Source organism: Oricola nitratireducens (assembly GCF_014904745.1).
GTDB classification, from domain to species: Bacteria; Pseudomonadota; Alphaproteobacteria; order Rhizobiales; family Rhizobiaceae; genus Oricola; species Oricola nitratireducens.
In genome coordinates, this window is record NZ_JACZCS010000002.1 from 23,727 (window position 1) to 46,343 (window position 22,617).

Consider the following 22,617-nt stretch of genomic DNA (forward strand, 5'->3'; position numbering starts at 1 on the left):
GCAAGCCTGCAGGGAGGTTGAAATGCAAGCCCCGCCCAATGAGGTGGATGTGCTGGTTGTCGGCGGCGGCAACGCCGCCTTGTGCGCAGCTATCGCTGCGAGGCGCGACGGCGCTTCGGTCCTGGTCGTGGAAGGCGCTCCCAAATTCTACCGAGGCGGCAATACGCGGCACACGCGCAACATGCGCTGCGCACACGATACGGCGACCGAACACCTGACCGGCCCCTATACCGAGGCCGAGTTCTGGGACGATCTCCTGCGCGTGACGGAGGGCAATACGGACGAAGGCCTTGCCCGTTTCATGATCGTGCAGTCCAAGGAGATGCTGACCTGGATCGCGGAACAGGGCGTGCGATTCCAGCCCTCGCTTGGAGGCACCCTCAGTCTCGGACGCACCAATTCTTTCTTTCTCGGCGGCGGAAGGGCGATGCTGAATGCGCTCTACCGGACCGCGGAAGAACTCGGCGTCTCCGTTCTCTATGACGCGCCGGTTATCGGACTGGACATCGACAACGGACGTTTCCGCTCCGCGACGATCCGCATGGACGGCGCCGATCATACAGTGCGGGCAAAGGCGCTCGTGGTGGCAGCCGGCGGTTTCGAAGCCAATATCGAATGGCTTAAAGAGGGCTGGGGCGAGCCCGCGGAGAATTTCCTCATTCGAGGAACGCCTTATAATCGCGGCGATGTCCTGAAGATGCTGCTCGACAGTGGCGTCGAGGCGATCGGCGATCCGACCCAGTGCCATGCGGTTGCCATCGACGCGCGTGCTCCGAAATTCGACGGCGGCATCATCACCCGGCTCGACTGCGTTGTGTTCGGTATTGTTGTCAACAAGAACGCGGAACGGTTCTACGACGAAGGTGAGGATTTCTGGCCGAAGCGCTATGCAATCTGGGGTCGGCTCGTAGCCGCTCAACCGGAGCAGATTGCGTATATCGTCTTCGACGCCAAATCACTGAAAATGTTCATGCCGTCGCTGTTCCCGCCGATCGAGGCGGACTGCATCACTGGGCTTGCCAACAAGCTCGGTCTGCCGGTCGAGGCCTTCGAAATGACGGTCTCTGGTTTCAATGCTGCCGTACGGCAAGGCAGCTTCGACCACACCGAACTCGATGATTGCCGCACGGAAGGCCTGACACCGCCGAAAAGTCATTGGGCGTGCCCTATCGATACCGCTCCCTTCTATGCCTACCCGGTGCGACCCGGCATCACGTTCACCTATCTCGGGACGCGCGTCGACCGGGACGCGCGCATGCAAATGGCGGATGGCGGCGCATCCGGGAACATGTTCGCCGCCGGCGAGATCATGGCCGGCAATGTGCTCGGCAAGGGCTATGCCGCCGGGATCGGCATGACAATCGGCAGCGTCTTTGGACGGATCGCAGGAGAAAGGGCGGCCAAGCATGCACGCGACTGATCATCTGAAAGAAGCCGAACGGCTGATGACCGTGTGCAATTCCTGCCGCTATTGCGAAGGCTTGTGCGCGGTCTTCCCGGCGATGGAAATGCGGCGCAGTTTCGCGGACGGCGATCTCAGCTACCTCGCCAATCTCTGTCACAATTGCGGCGCCTGCCATGTCGATTGCCAGTTTGCGCCGCCGCACGAGTTCGACGTCAACGTGCCGAAGACGCTGGCGCAGGTGCGCGCCGACTCCTATCGCGCCTATGCTTGGCCGAAGGCGTTTCAGCCGCTGTTTGATCGCAACGGTCTGGCGATCTCGATCATCGCCTCGCTCAGCATCGCCGGCTTCATTCTGGGTTTTGTGGTGTGGCACGATCCGCTGGTGCTGACGTCAGGCAGCGGGCAATTCTACCGGTTGATGCCGCACACTGTCATGGCCGGCCTGTTCGGCGCGGTCGCGCTCTATGCCTTGCTGGCGCTCGCCATGGGATTTCGGAACTTCTGGACCGCAATCGGCGCGAACAGTGTATCGGCCGGGTCCGGCACAACGCTATGGCAGGCGACCAAGGACGCGGCAGGACTACGCTACCTCGATGGCGGCGGGGTCGGATGCTACAACGAGGACGAAAAGCCGACCGACAACCGCCGCCTCTATCACCATCTGACCTTTTACGGTTTCCTGCTGTGCTTCGCCGCGACGACGACGGGCACGGTCTATCATTACGTACTCGACTGGCCTGCCCCCTATGGCTGGACCGATCTCCCCAAATTGTTCGGAATTCCCGGCGGGATCGGATTGGTGGTCGGACCCCTCGGGCTTTTACGGGCGAAACTGAAGCGCGAACCGGAGATGGTCGACCGGGCGAAATTCGGCATGGATACCGCCTTCCTCGCCATGATGTTCATGACCGGCCTGACAGGCCTGGCGCTGATGGTTCTGCGGGAAACGCCGGCCATGGGCATCATGCTGGCGATTCACCTGGGCGTCGTCTTCGCGCTCTTCCTGACCATGCCCTACGGAAAATTCGTGCATGGTTTCTACCGCTTCGGAGCGCTGGCGCTCTATGCGGCGGAACGGAAAGCCGAACGGTCGGCGAAACCGGGCATTCCCGCTTCGTAGAATCCGGAACCGGTTGTCAACTCCGGCGGACCAGCGCGTCCAGCATGATGACACCTTGGCCTTCGGCGCCGATCAGGATCGGATTAACTTCCGCCTCCGCCACAAGGTCGGACAGCGCGAGACAGGATATGTCGGCGATCGCACGCGCCAGCGCCGCGAGATCACCGCGTTGCCGTCCCCGGAACCCCCGGAACAGTTCCAGTCCCTTGATCTCAGCGAGCATCTCGCGAGCTTCGTCGACCGAAACCGGAGCCACGCGAACGGCGGCGTCGCGATAGATCTCGGTCATCACGCCGCCCATTGCGACCGTGATCACGGCGCCCACCAGCGGGTCATGCGTCAAGCCAACAAGCATTTCCCCCAGTCCCTTGCGCATCTCCTGTACGAGAATGCCCGTCAACCGGTATCCCGGCTCGTAGTTTTCCGCCGAACGACGCATGTCGGCGATCCTGGATACGAGTTCAGCACGATCGCGGACATTCAGGCAGATCGCCCCGGCATCCGTCTTGTGCGGCAAGTCCGGGGAAACCAGCTTGACGACAACGGGAAACGCAACAGGCAACTCCGCCGGAATGTCTTCGTCCGGGGAGATCACGATCTGGTCTGGACGTTTGATCCCGAGTGCCTCGAAGAGAGCGCCGGATTGCACTTCGTCCATTGTACCCGGGGCCGCATTTTTCAGCATGTCGATGACTGTGTCGGGAAGGAACCGAACCGATGTCTCGAACTCCCGAACCGGCGTCACGTAGAGCGACAGGGACTCGGCGCAACTTTCGACGTTATGAAATGCGGGCACGCCGCCGGCTTCGAGCATTGCCATGCTCTCGGGCGCTTCCGGCAGGGCGAAAGCCATGATCGGAGCGCGATCGGCCAGGTTTTCGGCGACTACGTCAACAATCGGGCGGACCGCCTTTTCCGGATCGAATTGCGCCGAAGACCCGATCACAACGAGCAGCAATCCTGTCGCGGGATCGTCTGCCAGCGTCGAGACGACTTCTTTCATCGTCTCGTATTTTGTCCCCGCGAGTGTCACGTCGACCAGTTTTCCGTGCCCCAGGGCGATACCTTGCGCTTCGAGTTTCGTCCGCGATGCCGGAGAGCAACCCGCAATCTCGACACCGTGAAAACTGATTTGGTCGACGACCATCGCGCCGCCGCCGCCGGTCGTTGAAACCACCGTTACGGTGCGCGGACGGCCGGGCCTGGAATGCCGGCGTGACAATATCCGTGGCGCATCGAGCAGCGTCTCGAAGTGATCGACCTGCCGTATTCCGATTTGTCGGAGGAAGGCGGACACTGCCTCGCGGGACCCGGTGAGAGCGCCGGTATGTGTCACCGAAAGCGCCTGCCCTTCGTCGGACCGGCCGATCATGTAGGCCGTCACGGGCTTGCCGGCGATGGCGGCGGAACGGGCAAAGCGGGCCAATGCGAGCGGCTCGCGGATCGTTTCGAGAAACAGCGCAAAACTGTCCGTATGCGGATCATCGAGGAGCAGATTCCCGATGACGCCTATGTTCGTGCCTGCCTCATTGCCGACGGAAACGAGTGTGGAGAAGTCGATCCCTCGCGCTTGTCCGCGAGAAAAGAGCGTTCCGATCACGCTACCGCTTTGCGACAGGACAGCCGTTCGCCCCGCGCCTAATCTTTCGGAGCGGAACGCTGCGTTCGTCGTGCAGGCAAAACCGGAATGCGTCGCGACAACGCCAGTGGAATTGGGACCGATCAGCAGGATGTCGGCATCGCGCGCGATCTTCGTCAGCCGTACCTGCCGCTCGCGGCCGGCCGCCCCGGCCTCGGCGAAACCGTCGGCCAACACCGATACGACCTTGACGCCCGCCGCCGCGCAATCCTCCAGCGCGGCGATCGCAGCATCGGCATCGAGAAGGATATAGGCGTGCTCGACGCGGTCAGGGATTTGCGACACGCTCGGATAGGCGCGCAATCCCATCACGTCGTCGCGCGCCGGATTAACCGGGTAGATCTGTCCGGAGAACCCGTGCTGGCGCAGGAACTGCAAGGGCCGCGCGGTCAGTTTTGCAGGTGACGAGGATGCGCCGATCAGCGCGACATTCCGGGGTGCGACAAGCGCATCGAGCAGCATTGTTTCGGATTTCCCCATTACCGCACCGTAGGGGCAGGAGCTGCTTGAGGAAATCGCCGCTCGAAAATACCTTCGGCGATCCGATTCTTGAGAATCTCGATCGACCCGCCCGCAATCATCCAGCCGCGGGTCCGGCGCAAGCAATACTGGACCGTGCTTTCTTCGGAAAAGCCCAGACCGCCCATGATCTGCAAAGCTTCATTGGCGGCAAAGTACCCGGCTTCGTTGCAGGCGAGTTTGGCCATGGCAGTGTCCTGGGCAGACGGCAACCCGTCACCGGCATTGACTGCCGCGCGCATCAGCAGGAGCTGGGCGCTTTCCAAGCGTACCGCCATTTCGGCAAATTTCCATTGCAGGCCCTGAAATTCGCAGAGCGGGCGGCCAAATTGTTTCCGGGTGAGGGCGTGTTCGCGCGCCACGTTAAAGGCATGGCGCCCCACCGCGACAGCGCGCGCCGAATTTCCCAGGCGCTCGATATTGAAGCCCGCGATCTGTCGCTTGAAACCGCCCGGACCTAAAAGGACATTGTCCCGGTGAATGCGGCAATTGTCGAAGAAAAGCGGCGACCATTCCTCGCCATTCATGAAGCGGGAGGATTTTCCGATCGTGAAGCCGGGCGTTTCCTTCTCGATCAGGATGGACCCGATGCCGTCCAGTCCCGGTCCGTAGCGGACATAGACGAGAAAAACGCTGGCTTCGCTGCTGTGCGTTCCGAAGATTTTCGCGCCATTAATGACGAAATGATCCCCGTCTTCGACTGCGCTGGTCGCCAGTTCCGTTACCGCCGATCCGGCGTCCGGTTCCGTCATTCCGAGCGAAATCACGCTCTTGCCTGAGAGCAGATCCGGAAGGTACCGGGCCTTTTGCTGTTCACTGGCGAATTCGGAGAAGGTCCGAATGGGGCCGAAATTGCCGGCTTGCACGACATCGCCGCTGCGCGGGCATTGTTCGGCGACCGCCTGTATCGCGATAATCGCATCGACCAATGTTCCGCCTACACCGCCATCCTTTTCCGGAATGGTGATACCCAGAAGGCCGTATTTCGCGCATTTTTGAGCGACATCCCACGGATATTGGCGGGCATTTGCCCGCTCGGCTGTTCCGTTGGCCAATTCATTGCGCGCGAACTTGCTTACCGTGTCAAAAAAAAGCTGCTGCTCTTCGGTGAGATTGAAGTCCATGATTTGCCTGCTTGCTGATCCGCAGAGCGCAAATTAGCCTGATCCGTATGTTATTAAACTGGACCTGTGATCAGGTTTGCCTAAGATATTGTTATGCAAAAGCGACACCGCAGTCTGCCACTGAACCAACTCCGGACCTTCTCGATTGCTGCAAGACACAGCACCCTTACTGCGGCGGCGCGGTATATGGGCGTTAGCCAAGTCGCCGTCAGCCGCCAGATCAGCGCTCTGGAGGACTATCTGGGCGTCAAACTGTTCGAACGCGGCCCGCGCTCGGTCAGGCTGACGGATGCCGGACGGCTGTTCGGGCACGAGGTCGCCGAAGCGTTCGACAAGCTGGATGACGCAACCCACCGCTTCCTTTCCGACGAGAGTTCCAACGCAATCAATGTGCGCATATACCCGACGCTTGCCCGCCACTGGCTGTTACCGCGTCTTTCCGGATTTCTGCAACGCCATCCGGATTACCGGATCCATCTCGATACAGTGGTCAAGCCGCTGGATTTCCGAAACACCGAACTCGACGTTGCCGTTCAGCTTGGCCACGGCGACTGGAGCAACGCCAAATCGCGGAAACTGTTTGAAGAGGTTATCGATGTCGTTTGCAGCCCGGCCTATGCGCAGCGAATGGAGGACGCCGTCCGCCAAAAAAGCCTCGCAGATGCCGATCTGCTTTACGCCAAGTACCGGCGTCGAGAATGGGAAGTGTGGGCCGAGCACGCCGGTGCCGAGATCGATCGGAACAGAGGGCTTGAATTCGATTCCTCGCTGCTTGCCTACAACGCCGCGGAATTGGGATATGGCCTTGCGATCGGCCAGATCGATCTTCTGGAGAGCGAACTCGCAGATGGAAGGCTGGTCCGTCCCTTCGATAATCAAGTGAGGACCGGTGCTGCGTTTTACGTGGTTTGGCCGACCATGAAGTCGGCTTCTATCCAGGTTCGTCACTTTATAGATTGGCTGCTGGAAATATCCGGGGAAAAAGCGGAGTTCTACAGATGAAACAAGGCTAACTCAGACCGGAGCTGGCCTAACGTGCAAACTGGCGGGTGTTGATCGCAACATTTGCGAAACTGCCGTAGTGACGGGGCCGGGGAGGTCTTGAAACAGCTCTTGCCTTTTCGCGCCGGGCGATGGAAATCGGTCATTCGGCGGGTTATGAAAGAAGCATGACTGCGGACGCGGCCGGCATACGCAAGTTGTTGAGGAGATGAGGGGACTCGAGTGCATGACAACCAGTAAGAGCTCGAAGACGGAACCCGCGAGAGTCGCAACGCTCGAAAGGGCGCTTTCCATATTGTCGGTTTTTGAATCGAGTGACACTCCGGTGACCCTTGCCGAAATCTCCAAGGCGACGGGGCTGTACAAGAGCACGATCCTGCGGCTCCTCGCATCGTTTGAAGATCACGGATATCTACGTCGAAGCGACGATGGCTCGACCTATTCGCTCGGTCCCACCGCATTTCGTCTCGGCATGAAGTACAAGCAGGCCTTCGAACTGGACGAGGCGATCGAAAGTGCGCTTGAGGAGCTTGTCCAGAAAGGCACCGAAAGCGCGTCGTTCCACGTCCTCGATCGTGATTATCGCCTGTGCATACTGCGTGTCGATTCAAACCACCCGACGCTGGATCGGGTGCGGGCGGGGGATCGGCTTCCCCTCGACAAGGGCGCGGCCGGCAAAGTGCTGCTCGCTTTCTCGGGCGTTGGCGACGCGGATCTGCAACCCGTGCGGCAAGATGGTATCGCCGTTTCCTACGGCGAAGTAGATCCGTCCTGCGCGGCAATTTCCGTACCGGTATTCGGGTTGAATAATGAACTTATCGGCGCGTTGTCGGTGTCCGGACCCAAGGAGCGGTTTACCGACGATACTGTTGCCTCGATGAGCGCGCTTCTCTTCGAGGCGTCACGCAAACTTTCCAGCCTGGCCGTGGCCGAACGGCGCATGCAGCGGATACCGTCGCACGCCTGATCGTTTCGGTTTGGATTCGGTGGCCAGGGCTGCCGGGATGATGGAAGCTCCGACCATTGGTCGGAGCTTCTTTCGTCTGATCCGCGTTACTTGACCAGGGCCGGGAGAAAGGTCGAGATCGACGGGAACGCGATAAGAATTGCGAGCATCACGATATCCGCCATGACGAACCAGACGACTTGCCGGACAATCTTTTCAAGCGGCGTGTCCGGCATGGTCGCCTTGATGACGAACAGGTTCATTCCCACGGGAGGCGTGATCAGCCCCAATTCGAGCAGCTTCACCACGATGATGCCCATCCAGATCAGATCGACATGCATGTTGAGCAAGATCGGATAGAGCAGGGGCAGGGTGAGGAGCATGATCCCGATCGGGTCGATGAACATTCCGAGGATCAGATACAGGATCGATATCCCGATGATGAACAGGACCGGGTCGCCCGCGACGTCGATGATGTAGGACGCCATGAAATCGGACACACCCGACAGGGCGAGGAAGCGCGTGAAGAGAACGGCGCCAATTCCGATAAGAAAGATGGATGCGGTCGTCTGCAGTGTCGCGATCACCGCGTTTCCGAAGGCGGCGAAATCAAATTTCTTTCCCGACGCGGCGATGATAAGCGCGATGAAGGCGCCGACGGATCCCGCTTCGGAAGCCGAGAACAGGCCGGCAAAAAGGCCGCCCATGATCGAGACGAACAGGACGATGATCGGCCAAACATCGAGAAGGGAGCCGAGCACGGAGGTTGGCGCGCCGTCTTCGACGACCGCGTCGTCGTCGGTCCGATCGCGTGCAGTGACAAGGCCGGGGTTCATCTTGATCCGGAAACGGATCGTCAGCGCGTACATGATCGCGGACAGGATTCCCGGAATGATGCCGGCGATGAAAAGCTTGCCGATCGAGGTCTCCGTGAAAATTCCGTAGATGATCATGATGATGCTGGGCGGGATCATCGTTCCCAGAGTACCCCCGGCGGCGACGATCGCGCCGGCAAAGCCGGCATTGTAGCCGTTCTTCGTCATTTCCGGGATTGCGATCCTCCCCATGGCCGCTGCGGTCGCGAGGCTCGATCCGCTGACGGCGGAGAATGCGGCGGCGCCGCCGATCGTCGCCACGCCGAGGCCGCCGTTGAAGCGCCGGAACGCTCGGTCGACCGCGCGAAACAGCCTGTCCGTTATGCCGGCGTAGTAGCAGATATATCCCATGAAAACGAACATCGGGATCGAGCTCAAAGCCCAACTGGCCGTGAATTCGTACGGCCCGCTCGTTAGAATGCCGAGCGCCGTGCGTTCTCCGTACATGAGTGAGATTCCGCCAAGCGATACGACGCCCATCGCGATGGCGATGGGAAGACGCAACACCAGCAGCAGGATGAGAACTACCAGGCCGCCAAAACCGATGTCCAGATTCATTCCGAGTACTCCCAGTCGCCTTCTTTCGTCGCGCCAGCGAAAATGTCGCGCGCGCAGGTGATGAAGCCGACCGTCTTCATGAAAACGACGACAGTGAAGAAGATCGCGCCGAAAACGAAGATCACGCGCCCCGGCCAGATGATGATCGGGTATTCGCCGAACATGAACTCGCCGATCAGGAATTTCCGCCAGGCTTCCCGCGCCGCCAGCCATGTCAGCGTCGCCAGGAAACCGGACATGATCAGGCCGTTCATGATCAGATTGATGCGCTGCACCCAGCGCGGAAGCATCTGATGGACCATCTCGACCGCGACATGGCCGTTCTTCATCTCGACGAAGGCGAGGGGCAGGGCGACGACTGCGGGCATGTAATAATATGCGACGATTTCCAGCGTTGCGGGGATCGGTATTGAGAAGGCGTATTTACCGACAGCGTCCAGCGAAACGTGCAAGGCCATGAGGACCAGTCCGATCCCGCCGACTATCAGGTAAAGTCTGTTGATCTTGGTAGTGAAGCCGACAACCATTCCCGTTTCCTCCCATTGTCGTCGCGATACCGGTCGGTTTCCCCGCCGCTAATCCGGCAAACGAACTGGCCTGAGCGAGTTCGCCTTCGCCCAGAAATCAGTCAGCACCGACGTATCCTGTCCCGAATAACCTTCGTCGACAGCGCGCTGGAAGATATCGCGGGCTTTTCCGCCGAGGGCAACCGTGACTCCCACCTGCTCCGCAGCGCGGCATGCAAGCGTCAGATCCTTGAGTCCCAGGACAACGTCGAAACCGGGGGTCGTATCGCCGCGAAGAACTTTCACCGGCCACTTGTCGCGCAATTGCCCATTCGATGCGGTGGTCTCGAGCAGCACATTCATGGTGTTGCTCAGATCGAGACCAAGCGCCATGGCGAGGGTGAGCGCTTCCGAGTTCAACTGGCAGTAGGAGAGTACGAGGAAGTTGTTCACAAGCTTCGTCCGCGTGCCGCTTCCCGCTTTCCCGCAGTGATAGATCGTGGTCCCCATAGCCTCCAGCAGGGGCCGAATTTTCGTGAAGACATCATCGCTGGCGCCAACCATGAACAGCGATTCGCCCTTGTCAGCATGCGCGGCGAGCCGTCCCACGGGGGCGTCCGCAAAGCTCAGATTCAGGGCTGATGCAGCTTCCGCCAAACCGTCGGCCGTGGCCGGATCGACGGTGCTCATATCGACGATAACAGCGTTTGCCCGCGCCCGGGCGTATACGCCGTCCGCTTCCTGCAGCACTGCCGTGACTTCCTTCGGTCCCGGCAGCATCAGGAATACGATATCGCATGCGGCCGCGACATCTCCCGCGCTTTTTGCACAGTGCACATTGTCGCCGGCCAGTTGGGCGCCGCGTGTTTCGCGGATGTCGAAAACGGTAAGCGGATAACCCTTGCGGGCGAGATTGGACGCAAGCGCGAATCCCATTCTTCCCAGGCCGATAAAACCGATCCGTCCAGCATCGGCCGCAGCCGTCTCCACCCCATTCTGCATTTCTGTGCTTTCCTGATTTTTCGCTGTCGCGATTGACAAAAAGAACGTGGACCGCAATAAATAGAACACTGTTCTAAAAATCAACACCCCTTTCACGCGAAGCAAGAGAGCCGGGGCGAACAGGAGCTCCGCACCTTGCTCGAGACGGGGCAGGCAAACGGGAAACGCGTTGCGCAGATTGCGCGCGAATCAGGAAAAGGAAGTCCACCGTGGTATTGAATTTCCCAGCGTCAGGTCGCTGGATCAGTGGTTCAGGACAGGTTCTGAAGACGGTTAATCCGGCAACGGGTGATATCAATGCCGAAATCGGCACACCTTCGCCGGAGGAAATCGCCGATGCTTGCATTTTTGCGCATCAAAGCGCCGCCAGCGACTCCTGGCGCAAGCTCAAGCCGCACGAACGCGCGACCTATCTGTATCGTATTTCCGCGGCGATTACGGAAGATGCGGAAGATCTCGCCCAGGCCCAGATGCTCGAGAACGGAAAGGCGCTCAAGGAATGCCGCCAGCAGGCTGCCAGCGCCGCCGCGACTTTTCGCTACTATGCGGCAGCCTGCGAGACGCTGGAGTCGATCGTCCCTCCAAATCGCGGAAATTATCTCACGGTAACCACCTACGAGCCGTACGGTGTCGTAGCGGCGATCACGCCCTGGAACTCGCCTCTGACGATGGAGGCGCAAAAGGTCGCGCCAGCCCTCGCCGCCGGAAACGCCGTCGTCCTCAAGCCGTCGGAGGTCACGACGCTGCCGAGCCTCACGCTGGCGAGGATTTGCGAGAAGGCGGGCTTGCCGGCCGGGTTGTTGACCGTTCTGCCAGGTTACGGGCGCGACATCGGTCCGACGCTTCTCGCCCGACCGGAAATCCGGATGGTTTCCTTCACCGGAGGAACGGAGACGGGACGGGCCATCGCCGGAGTTGCCGCGAAAAGACTGATCCCCGCCGCGCTCGAACTCGGCGGCAAGTCGCCGCATATCATCCTCGATGATGCCGATATTCCGGCAGCCTGTGACGGCGTGATCGACGGCATTTTCGAAGGAATGGGCCAGTCATGCGTTGCCGGCTCTCGCCTCTTCGTGCCGCGGGCGAAGCACGATCAGATCGTCGCGATTCTGGTGGAGAAAGCCGAGGCCATCCGGCTGGGCCAGCCAACGGGTCCCGACACCGATATTGGTCCGCTTTCGTCGCATCACCATCGCGACAAGGTCGAAGAGTATGTGGAAGCTGCGCGGAAGGAGGGCGGTATCGTCGCGACGGGCGGATCCCGGCCAGTTGGTGCGCAGTTCGACAGCGGCGCCTTCTATCGTCCGACGATCATCACGGGTCTGACGAATTCCGCGCGTGTCTGCCAGGAGGAAATCTTCGGTCCGGTCCTTTGCGTTCTTCCCTTCGACGACGAGGACGACCTCGTTGCAACCGCCAATGATACCGCCTTCGGACTGGCTTGCGGCATCTGGACGAGTGACTACCGGCGGGCATGGAGAATAGCGCGGTCGATCGACGCCGGGACTGTCTGGATCAATACCTACAAGCAACTGAGCATTGCCGCCCCGTTCGGCGGTTTCAAGGAGAGCGGGATCGGGCGCGAAAAAGGCCTGCAGGGCATGCGCCTGTATCAGCAGGCGAAGAGCATTTATTTCGCGACCGCCTGACGAATTTCGCGTCTTACGAACAGAAGTGCATCATGGATTCCAATAAAAAAATTACCATCGGCTTTATCGGTCTTGGCGTCATGGGAGGGCCCATGTGCCGCAATCTCGTTCGGAAGATGCCGGATGCCCGGATTGTCGTTTTCGACAAGTCTGTGGAGGCGATCCAGTCCGTGGCGGACAGGGGCGCGGAAGTGGCGTGCAGTGCCGAAGATGCGGCACGACAGTCCGATGTCGTGTTGTTGTCGTTGCCAAACGGCGACGCGGTCAGGCAGGTCGTCGATGCCATAATCGGCAGCATTCGTGCCGACGCGCTCGTTATCGACACGTCAACGTCACCGGTCGATGTGACAAAGGAAATGGCGCAGCGGATCAAGGCTGCGGGAGGCGAGTATCTCGATGCGCCAATCGCCCGTACGCGTGCGGCCGCCGAGAACGGGACGTTGAGCATCATGGTCGGCGGGGGTACCTCAGCCTTTCAGCGCGTATTTCCCATTCTGCAATGCATGGGTAGCGAAATCTCCCATTGCGGTCCGGTCGGCAGCGGGCAGATCGTCAAGATTCTGAACAACATGGTGCTGTTTCAAACCGTGCATGCGCTGTCGGAAGCCCTGGCGATCGGCACTCTTGCCGGTGTCGACGGAAAGACGCTGTTCGACGTGTTCTCCAAAGGCTCGGCTGACAGCTTCGCGTTGCGCAATCACGGCTGCAAAGCATTGCTAGCCGACGACTTCCCTCCGCGGGCGTTTTCCACCGATTATGCCCGCAAGGACAACGCCTATGCGATCGCGCTGGCGGAATCGGTCGGCGTCACGCCCAAGGGCGCGCGTCTGCTGGACGAGGTTTTCGATCTCGCACAGCAGCAAACACTCGGCGAATTCTATTTTCCGGTCTTCCACAAATTGCATTCCACCGACTGATACGCCTTTCTCCCCGGCGGTTTCCGGTTGTACGGGAAGCCACCCAGTCGCGCTGGACGCTACCGGAGCGTCCAGCGCGATACCGGGATGACGGCCGGACTGGTTGTCACCTGCGCGGCGCACGCGCTACTAGATGATCGACGAAAAGGGGACGCGAACGAGGCGGATGGCGCATTTGCATCCGGTCGATTGGAAGCCATGGCGGCGCGAGAAACAAAACGCTCGGAAAAGAAGCGGGAGATCATCCTCGACGCGGCGACCCGCCATTTCAACCGGGCTGGTGTGCGCGGCGCGACCCTGACAGAGATTGCCGCCAATGTCGGTCTGGTGACCAATAGCGTCACTTACTACTACCGCAAGAAGGAAGACCTGGCGGCGGCCTGCCTGCTGCGGGCGGTGGAAGTGATGCGCGAGACGATCGCGCAGGCGCTGGAACGTCCGACATCGGTGGAGCGGCTGGAAGAGCTGTTATCAAATTACGTCCGCCGGCTGGCCGCGGGCGTGACCGGCGAACAGCCGCCGCTGATGAGCTTCAACGACATCCGCGCGCTCGACAATCCGCAGGCCGAAACGGTGTTCGAGGCCTATAACGGCATGTTCCGTCTCTTGCGCGAACTGTTCCAGATGCCGGAGCTGGGGCTGGACCGTATCGAGCAGAATGCGCGTACGCATCTGTTGCTCAGTCTGCTGCACGCCACGCATGACTGGATCGACCGGTTCGAAGTCGGCGATTACGAACGGGTGGCGCAGCGGATCGGTGCGATCCTCATTGCGGGGCTTGGCGGCAGGCCCGCCGGCTGGGAGCCGACACCGGCGCTTGAGACGCTTCTCGAAAGCGAAGACGAAGCGCAGCGAGAGGCCTTCCTCAGGGTCGCCACGCGCCTGATCAACACACAGGGTTATCGGGGAGCATCCGTCGAGAAGATCGCTGCGGAACTGAATGTCACCAAGGGTTCCTTTTATCACCACATCGACAGCAAGGACGAGCTGATCGTCGGCTGTTTCGAACGCAGTTTCCGGGTCGTCCGGCGTGCTCAGGATTCGGGTTTTGCAGCTGACGGAAACGGGTTGGAACGCCTGACGGCGGTGACGGCGGACCTCATCGCCTATCAGCTCTCCGAGCACGGGCCGGTCCTGCGCATCTCGGCCCTGAACGCGCTGCCGGAAACGCTGCGCGAACAGATGAAAATCACCATGGAGCGGCTTGCCCGGCGCTACGAGGATTTCTTCGTGGACGGGATGGCGGACGGGTCCATGCAGGTGATGCATCCGGGAATAGCGGCGCAATTGCTGGACGGCATGATCAATGCAGTGATCGAGCTTGAGTGGTGGACCGGTGGCACGTCTTCCAGTGATGCCGTGCGCTATTATGCCACTCCGCTGTTCTCCGGAATTTTCTCCGATCCGCTCGGCGAACCGCGCTAGCGCTCAGGTGTCGTCGGTCAGACTGCTGCCTTCGGCGGCCAGCCGCTGGAGCAGCGCCGCCGGACGGAAACGCCCGCCATGCGCGGCTTCCAGCGCGCGCAGGCGCTCGACCACCTTGTCCAGCCCGACCTGTTCCGCATGGAACATCGGACCGCCCCGATAGGCCGGCCAACCGTATCCATTGATCCATATGACGTCGATGTCAGAGGCGCGCAGCGCCTTGCCTTCCTCGAGGATGTTCGCGCCCTCGTTGATCATCGGCAGCAGCAGCCGGTCGAGGATTTCCTCGTCCGATATCTCGCGCCGTGCGATGCCCCGTGCTTTCGCCACATCGCGAATGATCTCCTCGACCAGCGGCGAGGGATCGGATTTCCGGTTCTCTCCATAGTCGTAGTAACCGGCGCCGGTTTTCTGGCCGCGGCGTTCTGATTCGCACAGCCGGTCGCGAACGGTTTCGCCGGTCGAGGCTTCGCGCGTCCAGCCGAGATCGAGGCCGGCGAGATCCGCCATGGCGAAGGGTCCCATCGGCAAGCCGAAATCGTACAGCACCCGGTCGACTGCCCAAGGCGTCGCGCCTTCGAGGATGAGGCGGTCGGCTTCGTCCTGGCGCTTTTCAAGCATCCGGTTGCCGACAAAACCGTGGCAGACACCAACGACGACGCCGACCTTGCCGATGGCGCGGGCAAGCGCCATCGCGGTGCCGACGATTTCAAGATCCGTCTTTTCGCCGCGCACGATCTCGACGAGGCGCATGATGTTCGCCGGCGAGAAGAAATGCATGCCGAGGACCGACTGCGGGCGGGAGGTCGTCGCGGCGATCCGGTCGATATCGAGATAGGAGGTGTTGGTCGCGAGGATCGCGCTGGGCTTGGCGATGCGGTCAAGCGCGAAAAAGACCTCCGTCTTGACGGACATTTCCTCGAAGGCGGCTTCGACGATCAGGTCGCAATCCGACAGCGCCTCGAGTTCCAGTCTTCCGAAGAACAGGGCGGTTCGCCGTTCGGCTTCTTCCGGCGTCAGCGAGCCCCGTTGCGCGGAGCGTTCATAGGTGCGGCGGATATTTGCCAGTCCACGGTCTAGCGCTGCCTGCTGCGTTTCCACGATGGTGACCGGATAACCGGCATTGACGAAGGCCATCCCGATGCCCGTCCCCATGGTACCGGCGCCGACGATGCCGATCGATCGGATGCGGCTAATATCGGGCTTGCCCTCGACGCCAGGCACCTTTGCGGCTTTCCGTTCGGCGAAGAACGCGTAGCGCATCGCCGCCGATTGCGGGTCGTCGAGAAGCTCCCGGAACAATTTGCGCTCAATGGCGAGGCCCTCGTCGAAAGGTAGCGTCATCGCCGCTTCCACGCAGCGGATGATCTCGTCGGGCGCCCTGAAATTGCGCAGTTTGCGGGCATTCCTTTCGCGATAAGCCTCCGCGAATTCGGCCGGAGTCAGGGCATCCGGTGTTTTCGCGGGCATGTCGCGGATTCGCCGCAAGGGTTTTGCGTCACCGACGATGCGTTTGGCGAAGGCCACAGCGTCCGCTTCCAGCGACTGGCCCTCGGCCAGCGTGTCGATCATGCCGGTCCGCAGGGCTTTTTCCGCGTCGACAGGATCACCGGAGATCATGAGGTCGAGCGCTTCGCCAGGATCGATCAGCCGCGGCAGTCTCTGCGTGCCGCTCGCGCCTGGAAGCAGGCCGAGCTTGACCTCGGGCAATCCGACGCGGGCGGAGGGGACGGCGATACGGTAATGGCAGGCAAGCGCCAGTTCCAGCCCGCCGCCCAGTGCGGTGCCGTGGATGGCTGCAATGACAGGCTTCGCTGATTTCTCGATCGCAGCGAGGACTTCCGGCAGATCCGGCGACAAAGGCGGCTTTCCAAGCTCCGTGATATCGGCTCCGGCAAAGAAGGTCCGACCGTTGCAGATGACGACGACGGCCTCGACGCTGTCGTCCCGGTCGGCATCTTCGATGGCGGATTTGAGACCGTTGCGGACATGAACTGACAGGGCGTTCACTGGCGGGGAATCCGTAGTCACCACTGCGATGGAATCCTGGCGCGTCATCGTGACGACATTGTATGCGGACACTTCGCAATCCTCCCTTGAATGCGCTTTCGGCGTTTGATCAGAAGATCTCGAACAGGCCGGCGGCGCCCATGCCACCACCGATGCACATGCTGACAACGCCGTATTTCGCGCCTCGCCTCTTGCCCTCGATCAGGATGTGGCCGGTCATGCGGGCACCGGACATGCCGTAGGGATGGCCGATCGCGATGGCGCCGCCGCTGACGTTGAGGCGCTCGTTGGGAATACCCAAGGTGTCCCGGCAGTGAAGGACCTGACAGGCAAAGGCTTCGTTGATTTCCCAGATGCCGATGTCGTCAACGGTCAATCCGGTCTGTTTCAGCAGTTTCGGGATGGCAAAGACGGGGCCGATGCCCATTTCTTCAGGTCCGCAGCCAGCGACGGCGAGTCCGCGGTAGGCACCAAGCGGTTCGAGCCCCATTTGCTCGGCTTCTTTTGCCTCCATCAGCACGGATGCCGAGGCGCCGTCGGAAAGCTGCGACGCGTTGCCGGCGGTGATGAAACGTCCTTCTGCGACGCGCTGGCCGTCTTTGAAGACCGGCTTCAGCGCGGCGAGATCCTCGAGGCGCGTCGCCGGCCGATTGCCCTCGTCGCGCTCCAGGGTGATGTCGCGTTCGGAAATGGTGCCGGTCTCGCGGTCCTTGATCTGCATGGTTGCCGCGAGAGGCACGATCTCGGCGTCGAAACGGCCTTCTCGCTGGGCCTCGGCGGTGCGCATCTGAGATTGTAGCGCGTATTCGTCCTGCGCTTCGCGGGAAACGCCGTAACGGTCCGAAACGATCTCTGCCGTTTCCAGCATCGTCATGTAGAGCTCGGGAATTTCCGCGACCAGTTTCGGGTCCTGCGCCCGGTAGGAATTGGCGTGCTCGTTCTGGACGAGCGAGATCGATTCCAGCCCGCCGGCAACGGCGATGTCCATTTCCCCGAGCATGATGCTCTTCGCGGCCGAGGCGATGGCCATCAGGCCCGAAGAGCATTGCCGGTCCACAGTCATCGCGGCGACGGTGACGGGCAGGCCCGCGCTCAGGGCGGCCTGGCGGGCGAGGTTGTAACCGGTGGCGCCCTGTTGCCAGGCGGCGCCCATGACCACATCGCCGACCAGCGCCGGGTCGACCTCCGCCCGGCTGACCGCGTGTGCGATGGCGTGGCCGCCAAGGGCCTGCGGCTGCGTGTTGTTGAACGCGCCCCTATACGCCTTGCCGATCGGCGTCCGGGCTGTCGAAACGATCACGGCTTCACGCATTAGCGTATCCTCTTTGGTTTCGTCGGTTGCATTCTGTAGCAAGCGCAATCCCACAAACTGTCTATTTTTGCAATATGGGTATGCAATCATGCCTCTAAATTTTACTATGCATGTGGAGCTCTCCTGAATTTATAGAAAAATAGGGTTGCGAAATCCATGTTTCTGGCTAGCGTGCGCGGAGGTGGCCGCGCATCGTATGTGCGGCCGGATCTCGGCAAGGCGGAGGTGTTCACGTGGACCTGGATTTCACCGATGAGGAAGCGGCGTTTTGCGAGGAGGTTCGGGACTTTGTCCGGAAATCCCTGCCGCGGTCGATCCGGCAGAAGATGCTGTTCAACCGTGAATTGACCAAGGACGACCTGATCACCTGGACGCGGATACTCGACAAGAAAGGCTGGGCAGTTTCGCATTGGCCCGTCGAATGGGGCGGGATGGGATGGTCGCCGGTCAAGCAGGCGCTTTTCATCGATGTCATGCAGCAGGAGATGGCGCCCGATACGCTGTCTTTCGGGACGAGCATGGTCGGACCGATCATCTACACCTTCGGGAACGAAACCCAGAAGAAGCGCTTTCTGCCGCGTATCGTCAATCTGGAAGACTGGTGGTGCCAGGGGTTCTCCGAGCCGCAGGCCGGCTCCGATCTCGCCTCGCTGCGCACCACAGCCGTGCGCGACGGCGACGACTATGTCGTCAACGGCCAGAAGACGTGGACGACGCTCGGCCAGCACGCGGACTGGATCTTCTGCCTCGTGCGCACGAACCGCGAGGTGAAGAAGCAGGCCGGCATCTCTTTCCTGCTGATCGACATGACGTCGCCGGGCGTCACCGTCCGGCCGATCCAGACGATCGATGGCGGATACGAGATCAATGACGTGTTCCTCGACAATGTCCGCGTGCCTGCCGAAAACCTGGTCGGGGAGGAAAACCGCGGCTGGGATTACGCCAAGTTCCTTTTGCAGCACGAGCGCACCGGTATCGCCCGGGTCGGCGCATCCAAGGCGTCTCTGCGTCGCGCCCGCGAACTGGCGGAGCGCGAAGGTCGGGACAATTCGGCGCGCCTCGACCTGCCACATATCCGCTCACGGATCGCGTTGCTCGAGGTCGAACTCAAGGCGCTGGAAATCACGCAATATCGCGTTCTCTCCGAGGAGAGCCAGTCGGGCGGGAACAGCCACAGCCCGGCCGCGAGCATTCTCAAGGTGAAGGGATCGGAGATCCAGCAGGCGATCTCGGAAGTCATGCTCGATCTCGCCGGCCCACATGCCCTGACGCTGCTGACCCCGGCCGATGGCCACAATGACCTCGACCGTTCATGGGCCGGTACCGTTGCCGAGACCTACCTGAACTGGCGGAAGGTCTCGATCTATGGCGGGTCCAACGAAATTCAACGCAACATCATCGCGAAACAGCTTCTTGCGTCCTGACCGGACGGCAATCGGAGACAGCCATGGACTTGCAGATAAACGAACAGCAGCGGCTCCTGAAGGAAAGCGTGCAAAAGCTTGCGGCCGACCTCTATCCGTTTGAAAAAAGGGAGGCGATCCGGCTCAGCGAGGCCGGGTGGAGCCGGGACTACTGGGCGCAATATGCGGAACTGGGCCTGGCCGGGCTCACTGTCGAGGAAGCCTATGGCGGCATTGGCTGTGGTCCCTTCGAGACCATGGTCGTGATGGAGGAATTGGGCCGTTCGCTGGCGCCCGAACCGTTCGTTGCGACCGTCCTGCTCGGTGGCGGACTGATCCGCCATGCGGGTAACGAAGAGCAAAAGGAGCGCCTTCTTCCGGGGCTTTGCAGCGGCGAATTGCTGCTGGCCTTCGCTCATCTGGAAGAGCAGGCGCGGCACGAATTGCACGATATCGCGACGGTGGCGGCAAAGACCGCAGACGGCTATCGTCTAAAAGGCCGCAAAACGCTCGTTTTGCATGGCAGCGATGCCGACGTCCTTGTCGTTGCGGCCCGCCTGTCCGGCGATCGCCTTGACCGCGACGGGATCGGCCTGTTTCTCGTTGCCGGTGATGCGTCCGGCGTGTCGCGGCAAGGCCACCGCACCATCGACGGAAGGCCGGCGGCGGAGATCGTGTTCCAGGATGTCGATGTCCCTTCGCGGGACATGCTCGACGCGCCCGGCGAAACGTTGGCGGTGATTGAGCGCGTGGCCGACGAGACGATTGCGGCTTTGGCCGCCGAAGGCGTCGGCGTGATGGACGAAATGCTGAAAATGACGATCGAACATGTCGGGCTACGCAAGCAGTTCGGCACCGAGATCGCGTCATTCCAGGCAATCCAGCACCGGCTGGCGGACATGTACATCGCGCTCGAACAGGCGCGCAGTATGGCCATCTATGCCGCCGGCATCGGCCGGGACAATGATCCGGAGCGCCGGGGCGCCGGTATCGCCGCGGCAAAGGTGCAGCTCTGCCGGTCGCTTCGTTACGTCGGTCAGCAGGCGATCCAGCTGCATGGCGGGATCGGTATGACGATGGAATACAAGGTGGGCCACCTGTTCCAGCGTGCGACCGCGATAGAGGCGCTGTTCGGCGGGGCGGAGCATCATCTCCAGACTTTGGCGGCAGGCGGCGGATTGTTCGCCGCCTGACACGGACATTCAGAGCGCGGCAATCCTTTCCAGCCGCTTCACGCCGTCGACGATCATCTGCATCGAGATGGGCGGATCGTTCTTGACGACATAAGGCACCTTGGAAATCGGCTCGGCCATCTTCACGATGTCGTTGTCCGAATATTCGGTGACGCCGATCTCGGAAAGGCGGGTCGGCAGGCCGACCTCGCGGCAGAAACCGATAATGTCGCGGATATAGGCGTCGTCATGGCCCATAGTGGCGAGCTGGACGAGGACGCCATAGGTGACGACTTCGCCATGCAAAAAGGCTTGCGTCTGCGGGATATGAGCCAGACCGCGCAGGATGCCATGGGCTATCGACAGGCCACCGCTTTCGAAGGAAAGGCCGGAATAAAGAATGCATGCCTCGACGACGCGCTCAAAGGCGGCGTTCGGCGTTCCAGTTCCCGCGGCTGCCAACGCGTCAACGGCATCGGCGCGGATAATCTCGTAACACTGGTCGGCAAGAACGCTGGCGAGGCCCGGGGGCCGGCCGCCGAAATAATTGAGCCGGTTCGACTTGATGGTGGATGCGACCTCGAACTTCTTGGTCAACGCGTCGCCGATGCCGGCGGCGAGAAAGCGGCGGGGCGCGGCCGCCAGAATGGTCGTGTCGACGACGACGGCATGCGGGTTGCGCTTCAGGCTGGGGGTTTCGGCGATGTTGTGGTGTTCATCATAGATCGCAATGAGACGGCTCGTCGGCGCGTCGCTCGACGCGATGGTCGGAACGATGACCAGGGAACAGCCCAGTTCCATGACGACGCCTTTCGCCGTGTCTAGCGCCTTGCCGCCGCCGGCGCCTATGACGACATGCGGTTCGAGGTCTCTTGCCAAGCCCGCGAGGCGGTCGATCTCGGCGCGGGTGCATTCGCCGCCGAACGGATACTGGATGACCTCGCAGCCGGCGTCATGCAGCCGTTCGCTGACGTCCCGGAACTGGGATTCCACGATCGGGTCGGCGATGATCGCCACCCTGCCCTTGGCGGCAATCGCCTCCATGCATTCGGGCAGGCGCGCAAGAGCGCCCGGTCCCTGGATATAGATATGCGGGAAACCCGCGATTCGGATATCACTCACCATTGGTCCTTTTTCGCTTCCTAGGCGACCTTGCTGGTCTCGCCGTCGGCAAGGGTGATTTCCGTCATGCGCAGACCATCGACGGTCTCGCGGGACGGAAAGCGTTCATGCAGCCTGTCCTCGTGAATCGGAACGATGCGGCGGTGCTCGCCACCGACCAGTTTCGACATCTCGTCGAGGACCAGCACGTTGTTCGTCGTGCTGCCGACGTAGAAGCCGATCGGTATGTAGCTTTGGTTCTGCGGGTCCCAGCCTTCCAGGTTCTCAAAACGGTAGACCAAGTCTCCGGCGAGGATCCAGCCGTCTTCGCTGTCATCCTTTCCATCGTTGCGGATGTGGACATATTGCGAGCCCCAGGTGTGGGTGTCATAGGCGGCGTGAAGGTCGATCCCGGGCAGGACATCGGCGCGGTCACCCTGCACACAGACCAGCCGGCCGCTTTTCGCAAGACCGACCGCGCGCAGGATGTCGCCCGGGTCGAGTGCGGCCTGCAGCATCTTGAAGCGCTGGTCGAGGGACATCGCCCACACCCATTTGGAGAGCTCGCGCTCCTGGATGTAGAACGTGGCATTGGGAAAGGCCGCGATCCCGCCCATGTGATCGTAATGCGCGTGGGTGATGAAGATATGGGTGATATCCTCCGGCGTCATCTCGGCATGGGAAAGGATCTCGCGCGCCGAATGCCAGTTGCCGACGCCGAACTCGTTGGCGATGGTCTCTCCATATTCCGAGTGATTGTAGCCGACATCGACCATGGCGTTGGAACCGTTGCCCTTGATCAGGACATATGCATAGGGCAGGCGGCATGTGCCCTTGTCATGGGCGCCGTAGACGACGCCCGCCACCGGATTCTTGTTGCACTCGGCATATTCGAGCACCCAGATCGAATAATCTGCCATGGTTCTCTTCCT

18 protein-coding genes are annotated in these 22,617 nt (G+C 61.1%); 9 read left to right on the plus strand and 9 right to left on the minus strand.

What is annotated here, in order from left to right; all coding sequences use genetic code 11:
* Positions 1–22 precede the first annotated feature (22 nt).
* Positions 23–1,420: an FAD-dependent tricarballylate dehydrogenase TcuA gene (gene tcuA, locus IG169_RS02480; RefSeq protein ID WP_193174585.1), complete on the plus strand. Its 1,398-nt coding sequence runs from the start codon at positions 23–25 to the stop codon at positions 1,418–1,420.
* Entirely contained in the window at positions 1,407–2,525 is a 1,119-nt protein-coding gene (gene tcuB, locus IG169_RS02485) for a tricarballylate utilization 4Fe-4S protein TcuB (protein ID WP_193174586.1), read from the plus strand. Before tcuA ends, tcuB begins: the two co-directional genes overlap by 14 nt.
* Before the next feature lie 16 nt (positions 2,526–2,541).
* Here the strand turns inward: tcuB and IG169_RS02490 are convergent, their stop codons facing one another.
* Positions 2,542–4,644, minus strand: coding sequence for an acetate--CoA ligase family protein (locus IG169_RS02490; RefSeq protein ID WP_193174587.1), 2,103 nt, complete (start codon positions 4,642–4,644; stop codon positions 2,542–2,544).
* Positions 4,644–5,807 carry an acyl-CoA dehydrogenase family protein gene (locus tag IG169_RS02495; RefSeq protein ID WP_193174588.1) on the minus strand — a complete coding sequence of 388 codons (1,164 nt, stop codon included), beginning with the start codon at positions 5,805–5,807 and terminating at the stop codon, positions 4,644–4,646. Before IG169_RS02495 ends, IG169_RS02490 begins: the two co-directional genes overlap by 1 nt.
* A gap of 93 nt (positions 5,808–5,900) precedes the next feature.
* Between IG169_RS02495 and IG169_RS02500 the strand changes: the two genes are divergently transcribed.
* Together IG169_RS02500 and IG169_RS02505 are read left to right on the plus strand one after the other, a co-directional pair.
* Complete coding sequence (locus IG169_RS02500; protein ID WP_246717081.1) at positions 5,901–6,809, plus strand: LysR substrate-binding domain-containing protein; 909 nt, start codon at positions 5,901–5,903, stop codon at positions 6,807–6,809.
* Between the two features lie 226 nt (positions 6,810–7,035).
* Positions 7,036–7,776, plus strand: coding sequence for an IclR family transcriptional regulator (locus tag IG169_RS02505; RefSeq protein WP_193174589.1), 741 nt, complete (start codon positions 7,036–7,038; stop codon positions 7,774–7,776).
* A gap of 86 nt (positions 7,777–7,862) precedes the next feature.
* Here IG169_RS02505 and IG169_RS02510 read toward each other — a convergent pair whose 3' ends face one another.
* From IG169_RS02510 to IG169_RS02520, 3 genes are read right to left on the minus strand one after another with little or no spacing between them, the layout of a single operon-like run.
* The gene (locus IG169_RS02510; RefSeq protein WP_193174590.1) at positions 7,863–9,188 is read right to left on the minus strand and encodes a TRAP transporter large permease; all 1,326 of its coding nucleotides are present in this window, start codon (positions 9,186–9,188) and stop codon (positions 7,863–7,865) included.
* Positions 9,185–9,715, minus strand: a complete 531-nt coding sequence (locus tag IG169_RS02515; RefSeq protein ID WP_193174591.1) for a TRAP transporter small permease subunit — start codon at positions 9,713–9,715, stop codon at positions 9,185–9,187. Before IG169_RS02515 ends, IG169_RS02510 begins: the two co-directional genes overlap by 4 nt.
* 48 nt (positions 9,716–9,763) lie before the next feature.
* Positions 9,764–10,696 (minus strand): NAD(P)-dependent oxidoreductase, encoded by a 933-nt coding sequence (locus IG169_RS02520; RefSeq protein WP_193174592.1) that lies wholly within the window; start codon positions 10,694–10,696, stop codon positions 9,764–9,766.
* Positions 10,697–10,905: 209 nt separating this feature from the next.
* On the opposite strand from IG169_RS02520, the gene IG169_RS02525 reads away from it, so the two are divergent.
* The 3 genes from IG169_RS02525 to IG169_RS02535 all read left to right on the plus strand — a co-directional run bounded on the left by IG169_RS02525 (position 10,906) and on the right by IG169_RS02535 (position 14,687).
* The gene (locus IG169_RS02525; protein ID WP_193174593.1) at positions 10,906–12,345 is read left to right on the plus strand and encodes an aldehyde dehydrogenase family protein; all 1,440 of its coding nucleotides are present in this window, start codon (positions 10,906–10,908) and stop codon (positions 12,343–12,345) included.
* A gap of 29 nt (positions 12,346–12,374) precedes the next feature.
* A complete protein-coding gene (locus IG169_RS02530) occupies positions 12,375–13,262 on the plus strand; it encodes an NAD(P)-dependent oxidoreductase (protein WP_343225550.1) in 888 nt (295 codons plus the stop codon).
* Between the two features lie 198 nt (positions 13,263–13,460).
* Positions 13,461–14,687 carry a TetR/AcrR family transcriptional regulator gene (locus tag IG169_RS02535; RefSeq protein WP_193174595.1) on the plus strand — a complete coding sequence of 409 codons (1,227 nt, stop codon included), beginning with the start codon at positions 13,461–13,463 and terminating at the stop codon, positions 14,685–14,687.
* Positions 14,688–14,690: 3 nt separating this feature from the next.
* Here the strand turns inward: IG169_RS02535 and IG169_RS02540 are convergent, their stop codons facing one another.
* Together IG169_RS02540 and IG169_RS02545 are read right to left on the minus strand one after the other, a co-directional pair.
* On the minus strand, positions 14,691–16,745 hold the full coding sequence (locus IG169_RS02540; protein ID WP_193174617.1) for a 3-hydroxyacyl-CoA dehydrogenase NAD-binding domain-containing protein: 2,055 nt from the start codon (positions 16,743–16,745) through the stop codon (positions 14,691–14,693).
* 61 nt (positions 16,746–16,806) lie between these two features.
* Positions 16,807–18,009, minus strand: a complete 1,203-nt coding sequence (locus tag IG169_RS02545) for an acetyl-CoA C-acyltransferase (protein WP_193174596.1) — start codon at positions 18,007–18,009, stop codon at positions 16,807–16,809.
* Positions 18,010–18,242: 233 nt separating this feature from the next.
* On the opposite strand from IG169_RS02545, the gene IG169_RS02550 reads away from it, so the two are divergent.
* On the plus strand, positions 18,243–19,433 hold the full coding sequence (locus tag IG169_RS02550) for an acyl-CoA dehydrogenase family protein (protein ID WP_193174597.1): 1,191 nt from the start codon (positions 18,243–18,245) through the stop codon (positions 19,431–19,433).
* Between the two features lie 23 nt (positions 19,434–19,456).
* Complete coding sequence (locus tag IG169_RS02555; RefSeq protein ID WP_193174598.1) at positions 19,457–20,605, plus strand: acyl-CoA dehydrogenase family protein; 1,149 nt, start codon at positions 19,457–19,459, stop codon at positions 20,603–20,605.
* Positions 20,606–20,614: 9 nt separating this feature from the next.
* Here IG169_RS02555 and IG169_RS02560 read toward each other — a convergent pair whose 3' ends face one another.
* Positions 20,615–21,709: a glycerol dehydrogenase gene (locus IG169_RS02560; RefSeq protein WP_193174599.1), complete on the minus strand. Its 1,095-nt coding sequence runs from the start codon at positions 21,707–21,709 to the stop codon at positions 20,615–20,617.
* Positions 21,710–21,726: 17 nt separating this feature from the next.
* A complete protein-coding gene (locus IG169_RS02565) occupies positions 21,727–22,605 on the minus strand; it encodes an N-acyl homoserine lactonase family protein (RefSeq protein ID WP_193174600.1) in 879 nt (292 codons plus the stop codon).
* Positions 22,606–22,617: the final 12 nt, after the last annotated feature.